Source organism: Pseudomonas sp. S2_F07 (assembly GCF_054668325.1).
Genome location: NZ_CP162758.1, coordinates 5,202,107 through 5,220,417, shown reverse-complemented (window position 1 = coordinate 5,220,417; position 18,311 = coordinate 5,202,107). Strand labels below are relative to the sequence as shown.

Annotated in this window: 18 protein-coding genes; 11 read left to right on the top strand and 7 right to left on the bottom strand. The window is 60.3% G+C overall.

The features are described 5' to 3' along the window. The first annotated feature begins 11 nt into the window (after window positions 1–11). Window positions 12–2,654, top strand: coding sequence for a bifunctional lysylphosphatidylglycerol flippase/synthetase MprF (gene mprF / locus AB4O40_RS23590; protein WP_056720896.1), 2,643 nt, complete (start codon window positions 12–14; stop codon window positions 2,652–2,654). Then, the gene (locus AB4O40_RS23585) at window positions 2,654–3,955 is read left to right on the top strand and encodes a virulence factor family protein (RefSeq protein WP_460057813.1); all 1,302 of its coding nucleotides are present in this window, start codon (window positions 2,654–2,656) and stop codon (window positions 3,953–3,955) included. Before mprF ends, AB4O40_RS23585 begins: the two co-directional genes overlap by 1 nt. Window positions 3,956–4,119: 164 nt before the next feature. Here AB4O40_RS23585 and AB4O40_RS23580 read toward each other — a convergent pair whose 3' ends face one another. Then, complete coding sequence (locus AB4O40_RS23580; protein ID WP_056720900.1) at window positions 4,120–6,021, bottom strand: potassium transporter Kup; 1,902 nt, start codon at window positions 6,019–6,021, stop codon at window positions 4,120–4,122. A 293-nt stretch (window positions 6,022–6,314) separates the two neighbouring features. On the opposite strand from AB4O40_RS23580, the gene rimO reads away from it, so the two are divergent. From rimO to tsaA, 6 genes are all read left to right on the top strand, one after another. After that, window positions 6,315–7,652, top strand: a complete 1,338-nt coding sequence (rimO, locus tag AB4O40_RS23575; RefSeq protein WP_056720903.1) for a 30S ribosomal protein S12 methylthiotransferase RimO — start codon at window positions 6,315–6,317, stop codon at window positions 7,650–7,652. A 112-nt stretch (window positions 7,653–7,764) separates the two neighbouring features. Continuing rightward, a complete protein-coding gene (locus AB4O40_RS23570) occupies window positions 7,765–8,238 on the top strand; it encodes a GNAT family N-acetyltransferase (protein WP_223542160.1) in 474 nt (157 codons plus the stop codon). Between the two features lie 155 nt (window positions 8,239–8,393). Further along, window positions 8,394–9,104, top strand: coding sequence for an rRNA pseudouridine synthase (locus AB4O40_RS23565; protein ID WP_056720907.1), 711 nt, complete (start codon window positions 8,394–8,396; stop codon window positions 9,102–9,104). A 75-nt stretch (window positions 9,105–9,179) separates the two neighbouring features. Beyond that, window positions 9,180–9,650, top strand: a complete 471-nt coding sequence (locus tag AB4O40_RS23560; protein ID WP_046816549.1) for a YehS family protein — start codon at window positions 9,180–9,182, stop codon at window positions 9,648–9,650. Between the two features lie 135 nt (window positions 9,651–9,785). Then, complete coding sequence (locus AB4O40_RS23555) at window positions 9,786–10,556, top strand: SDR family oxidoreductase (protein WP_223542161.1); 771 nt, start codon at window positions 9,786–9,788, stop codon at window positions 10,554–10,556. A 121-nt stretch (window positions 10,557–10,677) separates the two neighbouring features. Then, a complete protein-coding gene (gene tsaA / locus AB4O40_RS23550; RefSeq protein WP_056720910.1) occupies window positions 10,678–11,376 on the top strand; it encodes a tRNA (N6-threonylcarbamoyladenosine(37)-N6)-methyltransferase TrmO in 699 nt (232 codons plus the stop codon). Window positions 11,377–11,502: 126 nt separating this feature from the next. Here tsaA and fpr read toward each other — a convergent pair whose 3' ends face one another. Then, window positions 11,503–12,282 (bottom strand): ferredoxin-NADP reductase, encoded by a 780-nt coding sequence (gene fpr, locus AB4O40_RS23545; protein ID WP_008054100.1) that lies wholly within the window; start codon window positions 12,280–12,282, stop codon window positions 11,503–11,505. A 122-nt stretch (window positions 12,283–12,404) separates the two neighbouring features. Here fpr and AB4O40_RS23540 point away from each other — a divergent pair, with 122 nt between their 5' ends. Next, on the top strand, window positions 12,405–13,331 hold the full coding sequence (locus AB4O40_RS23540) for a LysR family transcriptional regulator (protein ID WP_056720912.1): 927 nt from the start codon (window positions 12,405–12,407) through the stop codon (window positions 13,329–13,331). Here AB4O40_RS23540 and AB4O40_RS23535 read toward each other — a convergent pair. The 3 genes from AB4O40_RS23535 to AB4O40_RS23525 form a co-directional block, all read right to left on the bottom strand. Further along, window positions 13,328–13,690 carry a diacylglycerol kinase gene (locus AB4O40_RS23535; RefSeq protein ID WP_015093791.1) on the bottom strand — a complete coding sequence of 121 codons (363 nt, stop codon included), beginning with the start codon at window positions 13,688–13,690 and terminating at the stop codon, window positions 13,328–13,330. The two genes, AB4O40_RS23540 and AB4O40_RS23535, sit on opposite strands and share 4 nt — an antisense overlap. Before the next feature lie 75 nt (window positions 13,691–13,765). Next, window positions 13,766–14,416, bottom strand: coding sequence for a response regulator transcription factor ErdR (erdR, locus tag AB4O40_RS23530; protein ID WP_008054094.1), 651 nt, complete (start codon window positions 14,414–14,416; stop codon window positions 13,766–13,768). 218 nt (window positions 14,417–14,634) lie between these two features. Beyond that, entirely contained in the window at window positions 14,635–15,393 is a 759-nt protein-coding gene (locus tag AB4O40_RS23525; RefSeq protein ID WP_056720913.1) for a tRNA-uridine aminocarboxypropyltransferase, read from the bottom strand. Between the two features lie 188 nt (window positions 15,394–15,581). Here AB4O40_RS23525 and AB4O40_RS23520 point away from each other — a divergent pair, with 188 nt between their 5' ends. Next, window positions 15,582–16,004, top strand: a complete 423-nt coding sequence (locus tag AB4O40_RS23520; RefSeq protein ID WP_056720915.1) for a PA3611 family quorum-sensing-regulated virulence factor — start codon at window positions 15,582–15,584, stop codon at window positions 16,002–16,004. Here the strand turns inward: AB4O40_RS23520 and AB4O40_RS23515 are convergent, their stop codons facing one another. Then, window positions 16,005–16,199: a hypothetical protein gene (locus AB4O40_RS23515; protein ID WP_056720917.1), complete on the bottom strand. Its 195-nt coding sequence runs from the start codon at window positions 16,197–16,199 to the stop codon at window positions 16,005–16,007. Window positions 16,200–16,679: 480 nt separating this feature from the next. On the opposite strand from AB4O40_RS23515, the gene AB4O40_RS23510 reads away from it, so the two are divergent. Beyond that, a complete protein-coding gene (locus AB4O40_RS23510; RefSeq protein WP_056720919.1) occupies window positions 16,680–17,798 on the top strand; it encodes an LOG family protein in 1,119 nt (372 codons plus the stop codon). Between the two features lie 45 nt (window positions 17,799–17,843). Here the strand turns inward: AB4O40_RS23510 and recX are convergent, their stop codons facing one another. Next, a complete protein-coding gene (gene recX / locus AB4O40_RS23505; protein WP_056720921.1) occupies window positions 17,844–18,311 on the bottom strand; it encodes a recombination regulator RecX in 468 nt (155 codons plus the stop codon).

The window sequence follows — 18,311 nt, the reverse complement described above, 5'->3', positions numbered from 1 at the left end:
AGAGGTGATTGATGCGCGCCAACTCGTCTGATTCACAAGACACTGTCACAGCGGAACAACCGATCAATGCCGAGCGCCTGCGCCTGCTTGATCGATTGAGCAAGTACCGTCAACCCATTGGCCTGGCGGTCACCCTGCTGCTGTTCGCGATCGCGCTGATTGCCTGTCGCCACCTGTTGAGCGAACTCGACCTTTACGCGCTGCACGATTCGATCCTCGATGTTCCAAAACCTGCCTTGATGGGCGCACTGGGCGCTACCGTGGCGGGCTTCATCATTCTGCTCGGCTACGAATGGTCGGCCAGCCGCTATGCCGGAGTGAGCCTGGCACCGCGTGAATTGGCGCTGGGTGGTTTCACGGCCTTTGCCATCGGCAACGCCATTGGTCTTTCAATGTTGTCTGGCGGTTCGGTTCGCTATCGCCTCTATGCCCGTCATGGCCTGGGAGCGGCTGAAGTCGCGCGCATGACGTTGTTCGCCAGCCTCTCGCTGGGTTGCGCCCTGCCACCCCTGGCCGCCCTGGCAACGCTCAGTGACCTGCCAGCCGCGTCCACCGCCCTGGGTCTCTCCGAGACGTTGCTGGGTGTGGTGGCGAGCGCCGTGCTCGTGCTGTTTTCGGTGCTGGCCATCGGTATCTACCGTCGTCGGCTGCCGGAACAGCCTTACCCGGACAACCTGCTGGTCAGGGTCGGACGCCGCACCTTGCGCCTGCCCGGGCGTCGCCTGACATTCCTGCAATTGATCATCACCGCCCTGGACGTCGCCGCCGCTGCCACGGTGCTCTATCTGCTGCTGCCGGAAACACCGCCCTTCGGTGCTTTCCTTCTGGTGTACCTGCTGGCCCTGGCCGCGGGCGTGCTCAGCCATGTGCCGGGCGGCGTCGGGGTGTTCGAGGCCATTTTGCTGGCGGCCTTTTCCGACACCCTGGGCGCTGCGCCACTGGCGGCTGCCCTGCTGCTCTATCGTTTGATCTATGTGGTCTTGCCCTTGCTGGTGGCCTGCCTGTTGTTGCTGATCAACGAAGGCCAGCGCCTGTTCCAGACACGCCAGACGTTGCGCGCGGCCTCGGGCCTGGCGGCTCCGATACTGGCGGTGCTGGTGTTCCTGTCCGGTGTTGTCCTGCTGTTCTCCGGCGCCACCCCGGAAATCGATACCCGCCTGGAACACATCGGTTTTCTGATCCCCCATCGACTGGTCGATGCCTCGCACTTCGGTGCCAGCCTGGTCGGTGTACTTTGCCTGTTGCTGGCCCAGGGGCTGCGTCGCCGGCTGTCGGCCGCGTGGATGCTGACCACCATTCTATTGCTGGTGGGTGCCCTGCTCTCGCTGCTCAAAGGCTTCGACTGGGAAGAAGCCAGCCTGATGGTGCTGACGGCGAGCCTGCTCGGGGTATTCCGCCGCTCGTTCTATCGCCCGAGCCGCCTGACCGAACTGCCCTTCTCGCCCTTGTATCTGGTGGCCAGCCTGTGCGTACTCGGTGCGTCGATGTGGCTGCTGCTGTTCGCCTACCAGGACGTTCCCTACAGCCACCAACTCTGGTGGCAGTTCACCCTGGACGCCGACGCCCCTCGCGGCCTGCGTTCGCTGCTCGGCGCCGCTGTGCTGCTGGTGGTGGTGTCCCTGACCTGGCTGCTGCGCACCGCGCGCCCGGTTATTCACCTGCCCACGCCCGACGAACTGGAGCGCGCCAGCAAGATCCTCATGGCATCGGCCCAACCGGATGGCGGCCTGGCCCTGACCGGTGACAAGGCGCTGCTGTTTCACCCCAATGACGAAGCCTTCCTGATGTACGCCCGTCGCGGCCGCAGCCTGGTGGCGCTGTATGACCCGATCGGCCCGGGCCAGCAACGGGCGGAAATGATCTGGCAGTTCCGCGACCTGTGCGACATCCACCACGCCCGTCCCGTGTTCTATCAAGTGCGTGCAGAGAACCTGCCGTACTACATGGACATCGGCCTGACCGCGATCAAGCTCGGCGAAGAAGCCCGGGTCGACCTCAAGCGTTTTGATCTCGAAGCCAAGGGCAAGGAGATGAAGGATCTGCGCTACACCTGGAACCGTGGCACCCGTGACGGCCTGTCCCTGGAAATCCATGAGCCGGGCCTGGCGCCGATGGAAGAACTCAAGGTGATTTCCGATGCCTGGCTGACCGGCAAGAACGTCCGCGAGAAAGGTTTTTCGCTGGGCCGCTTCAGCGATGACTACCTCAAGCATTTCCGCATCGCGGTGATTCGTTTCGAAGGGCGCCCGGTGGCGTTCGCCAACCTGCTCGAGACCTACGGCCATGACCTGGCCAGCCTCGACCTGATGCGTGCGCATCCGGATGCCCCGAAGCTGACCATGGAGTTCATGATGGTCGGCCTGATTCAACATTATAAAAACCATGGATACGCGCGTTTCAGCCTGGGCATGGTGCCGTTGTCGGGGTTGCAACCCCGTCGCGGCGCGCCATTGACCCAGCGCCTGGGCTCGATGGTATTCCGCCGTGGTGAGCAGCTGTACAACTTCCAGGGCTTGCGCCGCTTCAAAGACAAGTTCCAGCCTGATTGGGAACCCCGTTATATGGCCGTGCCCGCCGGACTCGATCCGCTGGTTGCGCTGGCCGACACTGCCGCCCTGATCGCGGGCGGCTTGACCGGATTGGTGAAACGCTGATGATTCAACGCTCCTTGCGGTATGTATTGGGCACGCTGGTGATAGTGACCCTGATTCTCGGAGGCGGTTTCTGGTACCTGAAACGCCCGGCACCGGAACCGACCCTCCAATTGCTGACCCCGGCCGATGGTGCGGTGATGACCCGTGTCATCCCCGGCACCACGCCACGCGCCCAGGTGCTGGTGGCGGTCAACGAAGACCAGAAACTCAGCGACAAGCAATTGATGACCCTGAGCCGCAGCGGTTCGGCGCAAATTGTCCAGGTGATCCTGCCCAAGGATTGCCTGCTGCAAAGCCGTGCCCTGCAATCGGGGCTGCGGGAACTCAAAGGCCCGGCGACCCTGGTCAGCGGCATCGGCCCTGGCGCCGTGCTGGCCTGGCGCTGGTTGTCCGAGCAAAAGGACGACAAGGCCCAGGCCGTCTCGGTCGACCTGGCCCTGGAAAAGGGTGGCTGCACGCACCTGTTGCCCAAAAGCGCCGCCCACGGCCACTGGCTGGCGGCGTGGAACGACAACCCGGACGACACCAGCGCCGGCTTTGTGCGTGATCAACCGAACGCCGAAACCAGCATCAGCGACTACGACATCAACCTGCCGCAGGTGCTGAACAACGAACTGCGCAAGATCCTCGTCGGCGGCGACAAAGCCGCTGGCGGCCTGCAGATCCCGGTGGTCGAAGTGCCAGCAGGCCAGGCCGGGGACACCGTGACCCTGTTCCTGTCCGGTGACGGTGGCTGGCGCGACCTCGACCGCGACGTGGCGGGCGAGATGGCCAAGATCGGCTACCCGGTGGTCGGCATCGACACCCTGCGCTACTACTGGCAGCACAAGAGCCCGGAGCAAAGCGCGCTGGACCTGGCTGAACTGATGCAACACTACCGGCAGAAATGGGGCACCAAACGCTTCATCCTGACCGGTTACTCGTTCGGTGCCGACGTACTGCCGGCGATCTACAACCGCCTGGCCGAATCGGAACAGCAACGCGTCGACGCAATTATCCTGCTGGCCTTCGCCCGTACCGGCAGCTTCGAGATCGAAGTCGAAGGCTGGCTCGGCAACGCCGGCAAGGAAGCCGCCACCGGCCCGGAAATGGCCAAGCTGCCAGCCGCCAAAGTAGTGTGCATCTACGGTGAGGAAGAAACCGACGAGAGTGGCTGCACCGACAAGACGGCGGTGGGCGAAGCCATCAAACTGCCTGGCGGTCATCACTTCGACGAGAACTATCCGGCGCTGGCCAAGCGCCTGGTGGATGTGATTGAGAAGCGGCAGGTGAAGGAAGCCGAAACGACCGCTCAGGAGTGATCTGATAGAGCCTCCCAAAAAGATCGCAGCCTTCGGCAGCTCCTACAGGGTGTACACATTCCAATGTAGGAGCTGCCGAAGGCTGCGATCTTTTGAACTTACTCTTGCCCTAGAACACAAAAGCCCCCGCTGCCGCAATGGCAACGGGGGCTTTTTGATGAGGCTTACATTTCCACCTGCGTCCCCAACTCAATCACCCGGTTCAGCGGCAGATTGAAGAAACGCAAATTGCCGTTGGCGTTCTGCAACATAAAGGCGAACAGCGCCTCACGCCAGCGCGACATGCCTTCGAGCTTGGAGGCGATGACCGTTTCGCGGCTGAGGAAGTAGGTGGTGCGCATCGGGCTGAAGTCCAGCTCATCGAGGTGGCACAGTTTCAGCGCTTTCGGTACGTCCGGTTCGTCGGTAAAGCCGAAGTGCAGGATCACCCGGAAGAAACCTTCGCCATAGGCATCGACCTCGAACCGTCGTGTTGGCGGCACCCGCGGGATGTCTTCGTACACCACCGTCAGCAGCACCACTTGCTCGTGTAGCACCTGGTTATGCAGCAGGTTGTGCAACAGCGCGTGGGGCACGGCATCCGGGCGTGCCGTCAGGAACACGGCGGTGCCCTGAACACGATGGGGAGGCTGCACGGCAATGCTGCTGATGAAGATCGGCAGCGGCAAGCCACCCTCATCGATACGCTCGACCAGCAACTGCTTGCCGCGCTTCCAGGTGGTCATCAGCACAAACAGCGCGAAACCGGCGATGACCGGGAAGGCGCCGCCCTGAACGATTTTCGGCACGTTGGCGGCGAAGTACACACCATCTACCAACAGGAAACCCAGCAGGACCGGCACCACCAGCACCGGTGGCCACTTCCACAGCAGCAGGATCACCGCGGACACCAGAATGCTGGTCATCAGCATGGTCCCGGTCACCGCCACACCATAGGCCGAAGCCAGGGCGCCGGAGGATTCGAAACCCAGCACCAACAACACCACGCCGACCATCAACGCCCAGTTCACCGCACCGATGTAGATCTGGCCCTGTTCGGCGCTGGAGGTGTGCTGGATGTGCATGCGCGGGATGTAACCAAGCTGGATCGCCTGGCGGGTCAGGGAGAACGCACCGGAAATCACTGCTTGCGAGGCAATCACCGTGGCCATGGTCGACAGCCCGACCAGCGGGATCAATGCCCAGCTCGGTGCCAGCAGGTAGAAGGGGTTACGGGCAGCTTCCGGGTCGCCCAGCAGCAAGGCCCCTTGACCAAAATAGTTCAACACCAGCGCCGGCAGCACGAGGATGAACCAGGCACGAGCGATTGGCTTGCGGCCGAAGTGGCCCATGTCCGCGTACAGCGCTTCGGCACCGGTCAATGCCAGCACCACGGCACCGAGAATCGACACCCCCATGCCCGGATGGACCATGAAGAAACGTACGCCCCACACCGGGTTCATCGCCTGCAGGACTTCCGGATGCTGGCTGATGCCATAGACGCCCAGTGCGCCCAGTACGAGGAACCAGGTCACCATGATCGGCCCGAACAGAATGCCGATGCGCGCCGTACCATGGCTCTGGATCAGGAACAGGGCCACCAGCACCACCAGTGAGATAGGCACCACCCAATGGTCGATCCCGTCGAACGCCAACCCCAGGCCTTCAATCGCCGACAGTACGGAGATCGCCGGGGTGATCATGCTGTCGCCATAGAACAACGCCGCGCCGATCAGCCCGCAGACCACCAGCAACGTACGCAATTTGGCGTGCCCCGCCGCCGCCCGCCGGGCCAGTGCGGTCAAGGCCATGATGCCGCCTTCGCCCTGGTTATCGGCGCGCAGCACGAACATCATGTACTTGATCGACACGACCCAGATCAGCGACCAGAAGATCAGTGCCAGAATCCCCAGCACCCCGTCATGGTTGACCGGTACGCCGTAGCCTCCGGAAAACACTTCCTTGAGGGTGTACAACGGACTGGTGCCGATATCGCCATAAACCACCCCGACTGCCGCGACCAGCATGCCGATCGGCTTGACCGCCGAATGCTCGGCACCCGCAGCCTGACTACTTGCCTGACCCATCCACCACTCCTACTTCTCAGACCCTGGCCTCTTTGAAAGAAGCACTATGCTTTGTCGTGCAGCATGCGCTGTTTTACTTCACGTTACAGACGTTTTGTTGACAGTAAAAAATCAGTAAAGCGTAACGGCGCGAAGCATAGCGCAGCACTCGTCGTATTTCCCTGCATAAAGCTGGTCAAGTGAGCGACTCATCGCTAGAATTGCGCACTTTTTGATCAGAGGCGCAGTTCAAGCGCCCGTCCGTCGGTTTTGCCCTATGCGGCAAACGACGTCACAAAATACCGAGGTTAGACATGTCCACCACTCCTGCGCCGGCCAATCCAAAGGTTGGCTTCGTATCCCTGGGTTGCCCAAAAGCACTGGTCGACTCCGAGCGCATCCTGACCCAGCTGCGCATGGAAGGCTATGACGTGGTGTCCACCTACCAGGACGCCGACGTCGTGGTCGTCAACACTTGCGGCTTCATCGATTCGGCCAAGGCCGAGTCCCTGGAAGTGATCGGCGAAGCCATCAAGGAAAACGGCAAGGTCATCGTGACCGGCTGCATGGGCGTCGAAGAAGGCAACATTCGCAACGTACACCCGAGCGTGCTGGCCGTGACCGGTCCGCAGCAGTACGAGCAAGTGGTCAACGCCGTGCACGATGTCGTGCCGCCACGCCAGGACCACAACCCGCTGATCGACCTGGTGCCACCACAAGGCATCAAGCTGACCCCGCGCCACTACGCCTACCTGAAGATTTCCGAAGGCTGCAACCACAGCTGCAGCTTCTGCATCATCCCGTCGATGCGCGGCAAACTGGTCAGCCGTCCGGTGGGCGACGTACTCGACGAGGCCCAGCGCCTGGTCAAGTCCGGCGTCAAAGAGCTGTTGGTGATTTCCCAGGACACCAGCGCCTACGGCGTCGACGTGAAATACCGCACCGGTTTCTGGAACGGCGCTCCGGTGAAAACCCGCATGACCGAACTCTGCGAAGCCCTGAGCACCCTCGGCGTCTGGGTTCGCCTGCACTACGTTTACCCGTACCCGCACGTTGACGAGCTGATCCCGCTGATGGCCGCCGGCAAGATCCTGCCGTACCTGGACATCCCGTTCCAGCACGCCAGCCCGAAAGTGCTGAAGTCGATGAAACGCCCGGCCTTCGAAGACAAGACCCTGGCGCGGATCAAGAACTGGCGCGAAATCTGCCCGGACCTGATCATCCGTTCGACCTTCATCGTCGGCTTCCCGGGCGAAACCGAAGAAGACTTCCAGTACCTGCTGAACTGGCTGACCGAAGCCCAGCTCGACCGCGTCGGCTGCTTCCAGTACTCGCCGGTAGAAGGCGCACCGGCCAATGACCTGGACCTGGAAGTCGTGCCGGACGACATCAAGCAGGACCGTTGGGAGCGCTTCATGGCGCACCAGCAGGCCATCAGCTCGGCGCGCCTGCAAATGCGCATCGGCCGCGAGATCGAAGTGCTGGTCGATGAAGTCGACGAGCAAGGCGCGGTGGGCCGCTGCTTCTTCGATGCCCCGGAAATCGACGGCAACGTATTCATCGACAACGGCAGCAACCTCAAGCCGGGCGACAAGGTCTGGTGCAAAGTGACCGACGCCGACGAATACGATCTGTGGGCTGAACAGATCTAAACGCAAAAAACACGCAAAGCCCCGCTCTCTTGACGAGATGCGGGGCTTTTTTACGGCTATTGTTTGAGGTTGAAAGGATTCCTATCAACCACTGCACAAGAGGCAGACGGGCATGCGTCAGCATTCAGTCATCCACACGCCAAAACTCGGCGACTACGAAGAATTGACCCGGGTCTGGGAGGCCTCGGTACGCGCCACCCACGACTTTCTGCCGGACAGCTACATCGAACTGCTGAAGAACCTGGTGCTGACCCGCTACCTCGACTCGGTGATGCTGATCTGCACCAAGGATTCGAACCAGCGCATCACCGGGTTCGCCGGCGTCGCGGCCGGCAAGATCGAAATGCTCTTCATCGACCCTGACCATCGCGGCCAGGGCCTGGGCAAGAAACTGTTGCGCTATGCCCTGGAACACCTGAACGCCGACGAACTGGACGTCAACGAACAGAACCCCCAAGCCCTCGGCTTCTACTTCAAGCAGGGCTTCGAGGTCATCGGTCGCTCGGAGGTCGATGGCATGGGGCAGCCGTATCCGTTGTTGCACATGCGTATGCGTCAAAACCAGCAAAAATCACGGCTCGGATGACACAACACCGATACCCGTGTAGGAGCTGCCGAAGGCTGCGATCTTTGCTTTTAAGATCAAAAGATCGCAGCCTTCGGCAGCTCCTACAAATGGAACCGGGATTAACCGGCGCCAGGCAGGTACAATGCCCACCCCCTTTTTGTTACGGCCATGACATGACTGACCCGATTCGTCTCTCCAAACGCCTCATCGAACTCGTCGGCTGTTCCCGTCGGGAGGCTGAGCTGTTCATCGAGGGCGGCTGGGTCACCGTCGACGGTGTGGTCATCGACGAGCCGCAATTCAAGGTCGACACCCAGAAAGTCGAGCTTGATCCAGAAGCCAAGGCCACCGCGCCGGAACCGGTGACCCTGCTGCTCAACGTGCCCGCCGGCATGGACACAGACACTGCCATGGCCACCCTCGGCGCCGAGACCCTGAGCGAAGAGCACCGCTACGGCAAGCGCCCGTTGCGCGGGCACTTCCTGCGCCTGACCGCCAGCACCGACCTGCAGGCCAACGCCAGCGGCCTGCTGGTGTTCACCCAAGACTGGAAAATCCTGCGCAAACTCACCGCTGACTCCAGCAAGATCGAGCAAGAGTATGTGGTCGAGGTCGAAGGCGAGATGGTGGCCCACGGCCTGAACCGCCTGAACCACGGCCTGACCTACAAGGGCAAGGAGTTGCCGGCGGTCAAGGCCAGCTGGCAGAACGAGAACCGCCTGCGCTTTGCCATGAAGAACCCGCAGCCGGGCATCATCGCCCTGCTTTGCCAGGCAGTCGGCCTCAAGGTCGTCGCCATCCGTCGCATTCGCATCGGCGGCGTGTCCATCGGCAAAGTGCCTGTGGGGCAATGGCGCTACCTGTCCGGCAAAGAGAAGTTCTAAGGCTTTTCTCGCCGCCACACATTTCGGCGCCGCGCCTGGCCGCGACGCCCACAGCCGAATATCAGGACTGCACACATGATTCATAACGACGTACTGCGCAGCGTGCGCTACATGCTCGACATCAGCGACAAGAAAGTCATCGAGATCATCAAGCTCGGCGGCATGGACGTGACCCTGCCAGACCTGCTGACCTACCTCGACAAAAAAGAGGAAGACGAGGAAGGCTTCGTACGTTGCCCGGACGAAGTCATGGCGCATTTCCTCGATGGCCTGGTGATCTTCAAGCGTGGCAAGGACGAAAGCCGTCCGCCTCAGCCGATCGAAGTGCCGGTGACCAACAACATCATCCTGAAAAAGCTGCGGGTGGCGTTCGAACTCAAAGAAGACGACATGCACGCAATCCTCAAGGCCGCCGAATTCCCGGTGTCCAAGCCAGAGTTGAGCGCACTGTTCCGCAAGTTCGGCCACACCAACTATCGCCCGTGTGGCGACCAGCTGCTGCGCAATTTCCTCAAGGGCCTGACCCTGCGCGTTCGCCCGCAGTAAACGCCCGCCGGCCTTGAACTGCACGCATGCAGTTCAAGGCCGGGCCATATGGCCCCTCATTCCGCGTAAAAATAGTGGCTCCGCTTCTGGCGGCTGACGACTAGGGTATTAAGACCTCAGTTCTCAGGATTCGCCATGCATCCCTACTTTTCCCTGCAAGGCCGCACCGCCCTGGTGACCGGCGGCACCCGTGGTATCGGCAAGATGATCGCCAAGGCCTACGTCGAGGCCGGCGCCACCGTGTACGTCTGCGCCCGCGACGTCGAAGCCTGCCAGCAAACCGCTGACGAACTCGGTGCACTTGGCCGCTGCCGCGCCATCGCGGCCAACCTCGCCACCGAAGAGGGCGTCCTTCAACTGGCCACGCGCCTGGGCGAGCAGATCACCCATCTGGACATTCTGGTGAACAATGCCGGCACCACCTGGGGCGCACCACTGGAGAGCTACCCGATCAAGGGCTGGGAGAAGGTCATGCAGCTCAACGTGACCTCGGTGTTCAACTGCATCCAGCAGTTCCTGCCCCTGCTGCGCAAGGCCGGTTCCGAAGCGAATCCGGCGCGGATCATTAACATCGGGTCGGTGGCGGGGATTTCCTCCTTCGGCGAGCAGGCGTATGCCTACGGGCCGAGCAAGGCCGCGTTGCACCAACTGTCGAGGATTCTGGCGCGCGAACTGGTGAGCCAGCACATCAACGTCAACGTGATCGCCCCGGGGCGCTTTCCGAGCAAGATGACCCGGCACATTGGCAATGATGAACAGGCGCTGGCGCAGGATACTGCCCTGATTCCAATGAAGCGCTGGGGGCGCGAGGAAGAGATGGCGGCGCTGGCGATCAGTCTGGCGAGCACCGCTGGGGCCTACATGACCGGAAATATCATTCCGCTGGATGGCGGGTTCAGCCTTTAAAAGATCGCAGCCTGCGGCAGCTCCTACGCCGTACGAATTCCTCTGTAGGAGCTGCCGAAGGCTGCGATCTTTTGATCTTTACGGCATCATGCCCTACCTGATTCCGCCTCGATCCCAAACCATGACCTACAGCGTTTCCCCCATCGGCTTCGTGCGCTCCTGCTTCAAGGAGAAGTTCGCCATTCCGCGCCAGCCGCAACTGGCCCCGGCCGCCCGTGGGGTGCTTGAACTGGTGGCGCCGTTCGATCAAGGGGACGCGGTGCAGGGCCTGGAGCAGGTCAGCCACGTGTGGCTGCTGTTCCTGTTCCACCAGGCCCTGGAGGAAAAGCCTCGCCTGAAGGTTCGCCCTCCTCGCCTCGGCGGTAACAAGTCCATGGGCGTGTTCGCCACCCGTGCCACCCACCGCCCCAATGGCATCGGGCAGTCGGTGGTGAAACTGGACAAGGTCGAAGCCGGTCGGCTGTGGATCTCGGGCATCGATCTGCTGGACGGCACGCCGATTCTCGACATCAAACCCTACGTGCCCTACGCCGACATCATCGACACCGCCGCCAACAGCATCGCCAGCGCTGCGCCGCAACTGATTCCCGTGCAGTGGACGGACACAGCGCTGCAACAGGCCCAGGAGCATGCCCAGCGCCTTGCAGAGCCCTTGGTCGAGTTGATCGAGCAATGCCTGGCGCAAGATCCGCGCCCGGCCTATCAGACGCCTGCACCCGAGCGGGAATACGGCGCGCAGTTCTGGGATGTCGATGTGCGTTGGCACTACCCGACACCGGAGCTGATCCGCGTCCTGGAAGTCATTCCTGCAATAAGCTGAACAACAGAAACAACTGTGGGAGCGAGCCTGTTCGCGAAGGGGTAACAGTCGACATTGACGTCGACTGACACACCGCTATCGCGAGCAGGCTCGCTCCCACAGGTAAAACAAAGCTGTTACTGGTGCTTACTTCTCGACGAATGCACGCTCGATCAGGTAATCACCCGGCTCGCGCATCCGCGGCGAAACTTTCAGGCCGAAGCTGTTCAGCACTTCGCTGGTCTCGTCGAGCATGCTCGGGCTGCCGCACAGCATGGCGCGGTCGTCCTGCGGGTTGATCGGTGGCAGACCGATGTCGCTGAACAGCTTGCCGCTGCGCATCAGGTCGGTCAGGCGACCTTCGTTCTCGAACGGCTCACGGGTCACGGTCGGGTAGTAGATCAACTTGTCACGCAGCGCGTCGCCGAAGAACTCGTTCTGCGGCAGGTGCTCGGTGATGAACTCGCGGTAAGCGACTTCGTTGACGTAACGCACGCCGTGGCACAGGATCACTTTTTCGAAACGCTCGTAGGTTTCCGGGTCCTGGATAACGCTCATGAACGGCGCCAGGCCGGTACCGGTGCTGAGCAGGTACAAATGTTTGCCAGGCTTCAAGTCATCCAGTACCAGCGTGCCGGTAGGCTTCTTGCTGATGATGATCTCGTCGCCTTCCTTCAGATGCTGCAACTGCGAAGTCAGCGGACCATCAGGCACCTTGATGCTGAAGAACTCGAGATGCTCTTCCCAGTTCGGGCTGGCAATCGAGTAAGCGCGCATAAGCGGGCGGCCGTTGGGCTGTTGCAGGCCGATCATCACGAACTGACCGTTCTCGAAGCGCAGGCCCGGATCACGGGTGCACTTGAAGCTGAACAGAGTGTCGTTCCAGTGGTGAACACTGAGGACACGCTCGTGGTTCATGTTGCTCATGTACGTGGGACTCCTGGAGATTTTGCCTGCGCCAGTGATATGCGCAATTGCATCGCATTCTAAAGGCAGAGACAATATCTGTTAAATGGATTATTAAGATAAGGGTTATCGGTTATATCGATATGCGATTTACTCTCCGTCAACTTCAAGTATTCGTCGCCGTCGCCCAGCAGGAAAGTGTGTCCCGTGCCGCGGGCCTGCTCAACCTCTCGCAATCGGCGGCGAGCACCTCGATCACCGAACTGGAGCGCCAGTGCAGCTGCCAGTTGTTCGACCGCGCCGGCAAACGGTTGAGCCTCAACGCCCTCGGAAAACAACTGTTGCCGCAAGCGGTGGCGCTGCTGGACCAGGCCAAGGAAATCGAAGACCTGCTCAATGGCAAGTCCGGTTTCGGCTCTCTGGCGGTGGGCGCGACCCTGACCATCGGCAATTACCTGGCCACATTGTTGATCGGCAGCTTCATGCAACGCCACCCGGAAAGCCAGGTGAAACTGCATGTGCAGAACACTGCCAATATCGTGCAACAAGTGGCCCACTATGAAATTGATCTGGGTCTAATCGAAGGCGACTGCAGTCACCCGGACATCGAAGTACAAAGCTGGGTCGAGGACGAACTGGTGGTGTTCTGCGCCCCCCAGCATCCCTTGGCCAAGCGTGGCACGGCCACCATGGACGAGTTGAGCCACGAAGCCTGGATCTTGCGCGAACAGGGCTCGGGCACGCGGTTGACCTTCGATCAAGCCATGCGCCATCACCGCACTTCGTTAAACATTCGCCTCGAGCTTGAGCACACCGAAGCGATCAAGCGCGCAGTGGAATCAGGTTTGGGGATTGGCTGCATTTCCAGGCTGGCTTTGCGCGACGCATTCCGCCGCGGCAGCCTGGTGCCTGTCGAGACGCCGGATCTGGATCTGGCGCGACAGTTTTATTTCATCTGGCATAAACAGAAGTATCAGACCTCGGCGATGCGCGAGTTCCTCGAACTGTGCCGCGCCTTCACCGCCGGGGTCCAGCGCAGCGACGAGATCGTGCTGCCGACGATCGCTTAAAGCAGAATCACCGCCCACACCAGGGCAATCATGCTCAACGCCACGAACTGGGCGGCACTGCCCATGTCCTTGGCATTCTTGGACAGCGGGTGCCGTTCAAGGGAAATGCGGTCGATGGCCGCTTCCACCGCCGAGTTGAGCAACTCGACGATCAACGCCAACAGGCATACCGCGATCAACAACGCCTGTTCGACCCGGCTGACATTCAGGAAGAACGACAAAGGGATCAGGATGACGTTGAGCAACACCAATTGCCGAAAGGCGGCTTCACCGGTGAAGGCTGCGCGCAGGCCGTCCAGCGAATAACCGGAAGCATTGAGAATACGTTTCAGGCCGGTCTGGCCTTTGAAAGGTGACATAGAGTGGGCAACTGGCAAAAAAGAAGTGGGAAAGCTAGTTCAACCAAAGTCAAAAAAGCGTGAATTTGCCAGCCTTTAATGGCTGGAAATTGACTCAAGTTGTTGCAAGAGCAGCGCGGCCTGAGTCCGGGTCCGTACATTCAGTTTACGGAAAATCGCGGTCACGTGCGCCTTGATAGTCGCCTCGGAAACGCTCAGCTCGTAGGCGATCTGCTTGTTCAGCAGGCCTTCGCAGACCATGGTCAACACGCGAAATTGTTGCGGGGTGAGGCTGGCAAGACCTTCGCTGGCCGCCTTGGCCTCATCCGAGACGCTGACCGCTTCAAATGCCTGCGGCGGCCAGAACACGTCGCCATCGAGAACGGCGCGCACGGCTTTCTGGATCACACTCAAGTCACTGGATTTGGGAATGAAGCCACTGGCGCCGAACTCGCGAGACTTGACCATGATGGTTGGCTCTTCCTGGGCCGAGACCATGACCACCGGAATCTGCGGGTACTGCCCGCGCAGCAGGACCAGCCCGGAAAAACCGTAGGCCCCCGGCATGTTCAGGTCCAGCAGTACCAGATCCCAGTCGGACTTTTCCGTCAGGCGCACTTCCAGTTCGGCGATGCTCGCCACTTCCACCAGACGCACGTCCGGGCCGAGGCCCAGGGTCAGCGCTTGATGCAAGGCACTACGAAAAAGTGGGTGGTCATCGGCAATCAGGATTTCGTATGTGGCCATTTTTCAAATGATCCTGTTTTTCATGGGACGCCCGATGCATTCGGACCTCGCCAAAGCAAGTCAAGACACAGCCACGCAGCTGCACTGACAAGGCACGCTCAACGCAAAAAACGGCGTCGAAAATTCCGGCAGCACCCTAATCGGCGCCAAGCATGCCCAGCGAAGCCGGGGTGGTCAAGCAGCATGGCCGGTACACTTTATTGCAGTATGCGCGACAATCAGTCCATCAATGGGGTGACCGACCGGACATAGGGCATCAACTCGGCGTGCGCCGGGGTCGAAACGTTCATGTCCAACTGGTGTTTGGCGTCGAGGTAATGCTGGCTGAACACATCGAAGTAGGCGTCCAGCGCCGATGCCGCGGCGATATCGCCTGCGAGGTCGAGGCACAGCGCCGCCACTTCCGCCGTGCACAGATGTTCGCTGCGGGTCGAGCGGCGCAACCGGTAGCGGGAGAGTTTCTCCGGCAGAAGGCTGAGGATCGGCAATCGATCGAAATAGGGGCTCTTGCGAAAGATCTTCCGCGCTTCGGTCCAGGTCGCATCCAACAGAATGAACAACGGGCGCTTCGTGCCATCGACGTCCACAGTGTTTGTCACGCGTTCAGGTTCGACGTACTCCCCCGGAAACACCAGGTAAGGCTGCCATTGCGGGTCGGACAACAGCGCCAGCAACTTCGGATCGGTCTCGGTACGGGACCAGATGAAGGCATGGTTGTCAGGCACCACGTCGGCGATCAGCCAACCGGTGTTGCTCGGTTTGAACACTTCCTTATTGGTCATGATCAGGCACACGCCGGAACGGGTAGCGACCTGCGGACGCCATGCGCACAGGCAGTGGCTCTCGATCACCCGGCAGTCACGGCAGCGCGTCGCGCGCCAGCCGCGGGCCTGAATCGGCTTGATGCCCTCCTCCTCACGCTGATCGCGCAAGCGGGCTACGGCATTCAAGGCAAAGCGCGCGGGGGTATGACTCATGGCGGGCAACGCCCACACAGAAGGGAAATCGACACGAAAAACACTCGACAGGGTAAAAAGTGCCAGCAGTTTACCAGAGCGCCCGGCGCAAGCCTGTACCGTCCAGCCCGCCTCCCCTATAATTCGCCGCCACTGAACGCACAGTCACGTGACGGGTCCAACCCGCATCACTGAACCAGGAGAGTTTCATGCTGCGCCTTATCGTTCCTACCGCGGCCATTTTGCTGGCGTCATCCTTCAACGCCCAGGCTGCGTCCTTGAAAGACACGGAACTGAACAAAATGCTGCAAAACGTCGCCGCCCAGAGCAGCGTCGGCACTCCTCGAGCGATCAACGAAGACATTCTCGATCAAGGCTATACCGTTGACGGCAAACAGCTGATCAACCACCTGAGCGTGCAGAGCAGCCACGCCGACAAGATGCGTGCAGACCCGAAAGCCGTGTACTTCCAGTTGGGAGCTTCTGTCTGCCGAAACGAAGGGTTTCGCAAGCTGATGGCCAAGGGCGCGATCATGCGTTACGACTTCACCGAGGTGAAGACCAACCGCCCGGTCGGCTCCGCAAGCTTCCAGGAATCGGATTGCCTGCAACCGGCGAAGAAGAAAAAGTAATCACCTGGATTTGGCGCGCCGCTGTTCATCTTCGGCGCGCAGTTCCGCCAGCAGCGCCTGCAAGTAATGCGAACGGCGTTCGCCACCGCGCAAACGACGGCAGCACTCATCCTCGAGACTCAAATGATGGGTCTCGGCTGATGACTTCAGCAATCGATACAGTTGCGTATCGATCTCCAGAACGACTCTGGCCATGGTTTCCCGCCTCCCTGCACCTCACTCATGTTTGAGTGATAAATCCTTGAATCGCTTGTACCGTGCGCCTTGCCGTTGACGCAAAGTTGTTGTGTTGCACCTGTAACTTAGTAAATCAGAGTGCAGCACATGCGACGTGCGTTCAGACGAGCGGTGAAAGCACCTTGCAAATCGTCAATAAGCGGTTGCCAGGAAAGACTTTGTGGCGCAATGATCAAGGCAGCGCAAATAACTGTGAAGACCTGGATTTCAGGGTATCCACCTATACTTCTTCAAGGCTGGAAAGGGGCTGGCCGTTGCTTGTCGTGTAGTGCGAACGTTTTTTCATTCAAGGGAAAACAGAGCCTGTTTGGATGATCCGATGCCTTTCGGGTCAAGTAGATCGCCCAGGCATGGGCCTGGGCAGACAGCGACACATGAAGTGTCGTGGCACCGACTTACGTTGTCGGGCCGAGGGTTCTGTGCAGAAGGAGAAGTTGAATGCCTTACCAACCGAATGACCTCCTGAGCCGTCATTTTGAAGAAAGCGGCCACGACCTCATCAGCAAGGTCGAAGAACAACTCAAGCTGATTTCACCCAACAGCCCGAACATCCCGATCTACCGCGACATGATCCTGACCGTGCTGCGCATGGCCCAGGAAGACCACAACCGCTGGAATGCCAAAATCACCCTGCAAGCCCTGCGCGAACTGGAACAGGCTTTCCGCGTGCTCGAACAATTCAAGGGGCGACGCAAGGTCACTGTTTTCGGCTCGGCCCGCACGCCCATGGAACATCCGCTCTATAGCATGGCCCGAGAGCTCGGTGCTGCGCTGGTGCGCTCGGACATGATGGTCATTACCGGTGCCGGTGGCGGCATCATGGCCGCCGCCCATGAGGGCGCCGGCCTGACACACAGCCTGGGCTTCAACATCACCCTGCCCTTCGAGCAGCATGCCAACCCCACTGTCGACGGCACGACCAACCTGCTGCCTTTCCACTTCTTTTTCACCCGCAAGCTGTTCTTCGTCAAGGAAGCCGACGCCCTGGTGCTGTGCCCTGGTGGCTTCGGTACGCTGGATGAGGCGCTGGAAGTGCTGACGTTGATCCAGACCGGCAAGAGTCCATTGGTGCCCGTGGTACTGCTCGACGCGCCGGGCGGCAAATTCTGGCAAGGCGCACTGGACTTCATCCACCAGCAACTGGAGGCAAACCACTACATCCTGCCCACTGACATGAAGCTGGTGAAACTGGTCTACAACGTCGATGAAGCGGTAGAGCACATCAACCAGTTCTACAGCAACTTCCACTCCAGTCGCTGGCTAAAGCATCAGTTCCTGATTCGCATGAATCACACACTCAGCGACCACGCGCTCGAACACATGCAGCAGGCTTTCGCCGACCTGTGCCTGAGCGATCATTTCCATCAACACGTTTACAGTAGTGAGGAACATGACGAAGCCGAGTTCAGCCATCTGGTGCGGCTGGTCTTCAACTTCAACGCCCGCAATCATGGCCGCCTGCGCGAGCTTGTGGACTACATCAACCTGCCGGAAAACTGGGCACAATCAAAACCCCAGGTGCAACAACGCACCCGGGAGCCATCAAAGGTTTCGTGAGGCATAAAAAAACGGCCCGCTATCGATATAGCGGGCCGTTTCAGTTCAATCGTCCATCCCTCGACCGCTGAACAGGCGATTGATCATTTCCATGGAGTATCCACGGTACGCCAGGAACCTGCCTTGCTTGGCTCGCTCCCGGGCGTCTGCCGGCAATTGCCCTGAGAACTTGCGTCGCCAGGTATCGATCAATTGCTCCTGCCAGTCGATACCGCTCTCACGCAGGGCGAGTTCAATATCGGTGCGCTGCAGGCCACGTTGGCCCAACTCTTCACGAATGCGTAAAGGGCCATAACCGGAACGGGCGCGGTAGGAAACGAAACTTTCGAGGTAACGGGTTTCGGACAACAACCCCTCTTCCGTCAACCGGTCGAGTGCTGTTTCGATCATCTCAGGGAGAGCGCCGCGCTGACGCAGCTTACGCGTCAGCTCGACACGACCGTGCTCGCGCCGTGCGAGCAGGTCCATTGCGGTTCGCCGCACCGCGACGAGTGTATCGAGTACGGCGGTCAT